Origin of the sequence: Edaphobacter aggregans DSM 19364, assembly GCF_000745965.1 — a bacterium.
Classification (GTDB): Bacteria; Acidobacteriota; Terriglobia; order Terriglobales; family Acidobacteriaceae; genus Edaphobacter; species Edaphobacter aggregans.
The window spans coordinates 1-1,897 of sequence record NZ_JQKI01000313.1 but is presented as its reverse complement, the minus strand read 5'-3'; the positions used below and the strand labels follow the sequence as shown (position 1 = coordinate 1,897).

At 56.5% G+C, this 1,897-nt stretch carries 4 protein-coding genes; 2 read left to right on the top strand and 2 right to left on the bottom strand.

The features are described from left to right. On the top strand, positions 1-204 hold a 204-nt coding region (locus tag Q363_RS41700), incomplete at its 5' end, for a hypothetical protein (RefSeq protein WP_211256468.1). Between the two features lie 121 nt (positions 205-325). Here the strand turns inward: Q363_RS41700 and Q363_RS31475 are convergent. Further along, positions 326-1,132 carry an SDR family oxidoreductase gene (locus tag Q363_RS31475; protein ID WP_211256467.1) on the bottom strand — a complete coding sequence of 269 codons (807 nt, stop codon included), beginning with the start codon at positions 1,130-1,132 and terminating at the stop codon, positions 326-328. After that, entirely contained in the window at positions 1,129-1,455 is a 327-nt protein-coding gene (locus Q363_RS31470) for a nuclear transport factor 2 family protein (RefSeq protein WP_035358690.1), read from the bottom strand. Before Q363_RS31470 ends, Q363_RS31475 begins: the two co-directional genes overlap by 4 nt. A 95-nt stretch (positions 1,456-1,550) precedes the next feature. Between Q363_RS31470 and Q363_RS31465 the strand changes: the two genes are divergently transcribed. Then, entirely contained in the window at positions 1,551-1,877 is a 327-nt protein-coding gene (locus Q363_RS31465; protein ID WP_035358688.1) for a winged helix-turn-helix transcriptional regulator, read from the top strand. Positions 1,878-1,897: the final 20 nt, after the last annotated feature.

Sequence of the window (1,897 nt, the reverse complement as noted above, 5' to 3'; positions counted from 1 at the left end):
CCGTGGAAAGCCGAGGTTTCTTTAGAGCACCCGATGCCACGTATCAGCGACTACCTGAATGCGATTGCTTCTGCCGGGCTAAGGCTGACTACGTGCGAAGAACCTTGCGTAACTCAGGAGTTCCGCGAGATCGCTCCCGAAAAGGCCGAGTGGATGGACAGGTATGTAGGAATCATCCTTTTCCGTGCAGATAAGAATGGATGACCGGCGATCCAGAAGTTATCCATCCAATGTCTCGGAGTGCAGTTAACTTCTGGATCGCCGCTAATCCACGAACGATCCTTGATTGCACGATGGTGCTCAGGCGGCTATCACAAGATGGTGATCAGACTGTAGGCATCGTGCCGCCATCAATGACGTAGTCTGCACCGTGAATCGAAGCTGCACGATCGGATGCCAGGAATGCCACCAGTTCGGCGACCTCCTCCGGGTGGCCGGGGCGGCCGATAGGAATGCCCCCGATCATATTCATGATCTGCTCTCGAGCAGCGTCCTCGCTGATGCCGCTGTTCTGTGCGAGTTGCTCAATCATGCCGTGTGCGCCTGATGTCTCGATGAATCCAGGCGAGATCATGTTGACGCGGACGCCCTTCGGGCCGACTTCGTTTGCAAGGCCCTTGTTGTAGGTATTGAGAGCACCTTTCGCCGCGGCATAAGCCAGCGTTGCGTCATAGAGCGGCAGTCGGTGCTGGATGGACGAGATGTGAAGAATGACACCCGACTTGCGTTCTATCATGCCGGGCAGGAATGCCCGATCGAGACGAACGGATGCCAGCAGGTTGACGTTGAGCGCCTTCTGCCAGTCGTCATCAGAGAGCGCCTTATATCCGCCGTTCGGAGCATCTGATCCTCCGACATTGTTGACCAAAATGTCGAGTCCGCCCCACTCCTGCTGAACCCGACTGACTACATCTTGCACGCCTGCCGGCGTACCGATATCTGTCTGGACGAAGAGAGCAACCGACTGCCCATCCGGCAGGGGCGAGCGTGCCGTCGTTGCGACCGAGGCGCCGCTCAGAGTAAAACGGCGCACCATAGCTTCCCCCATGCCCTTCGTGCCACCGGTCACCAGAACCCGCTTGCCCTTGAACTCATCTCCCGAAACAGGGAAAGGATATGTCATCGTCATCATCGAATCTCCAGTGAAGCAATCTTGTCGTTGGACAATTTGAAAATGTGGTCCAGTTCCACAGGGCTTCCCGAAAACTCGCCCGTGAGCCGCGCGCGCACAGTCACCATGTCTCCATGTGCTTGAACGCTTATCGTCTGCAGGACGTATCGGTATTTCGCGTCCGCCTCTTGCTTCCACTGGCGGATTGAGTCACGACCGTGATAATCCTGCCTTTCGTCATGGACAGTGCCATCTTCGGTGAAGCATCCGGAGAGCGCATCCGCGTCCTTCGCCTCTTCGGCTGCCAAGTATGCAGCGACCGGTCCGGGTACGTCGAGAGCCATTGTTTTCGCCTCTGCGCAGTTGCACAGTCAGAAGTTTCGCACCATACTGATGAAATAGGAAGTACGTACGAAAAAGTGCGTTAGGGGAGGTATCGATGCCGAAACGCTATACGCCCACATCCGCTGCGGCAGACGTGGAAGCAGCGCTCCGTCTCCTGGAAGGAAGATGGAAGCTCGTGATTCTGTTCCATCTCTTCGGAGGCAAGGTGATGCGTTTCTCAGACCTGGAACGAGCGATACCCAACATCACTCAGAAAATGCTGGGACAGCAACTCCGCGCAATGGAAGGGGACGGAATCGTTGTGAGGACGGCCTATCCTCAGGTGCCGCCTAAGGTTGAATACCACCTGACACCGTGGGGCCAATCCCTTTGCCCTGCGCTTGACGCCATCCTGAAGTGGGCCGATCGACGGCCAGCATAGAGAAGAATGCGCAAGCCTAC

Bases quoted from the DNA above. Each gene is read 5' to 3' on its own strand.
- Q363_RS31475 (WP_211256467.1), bottom strand. From the start codon at position 1,132: ATGATGACGATGACATATCCTTTCCCTGTTTCGGGAGATGAGTTCAAG.
- Q363_RS31470 (WP_035358690.1), bottom strand. From the start codon at position 1,455: ATGGCTCTCGACGTACCCGGACCGGTCGCTGCATACTTGGCAGCCGAA.
- Q363_RS31465 (WP_035358688.1), top strand. From the start codon at position 1,551: ATGCCGAAACGCTATACGCCCACATCCGCTGCGGCAGACGTGGAAGCA.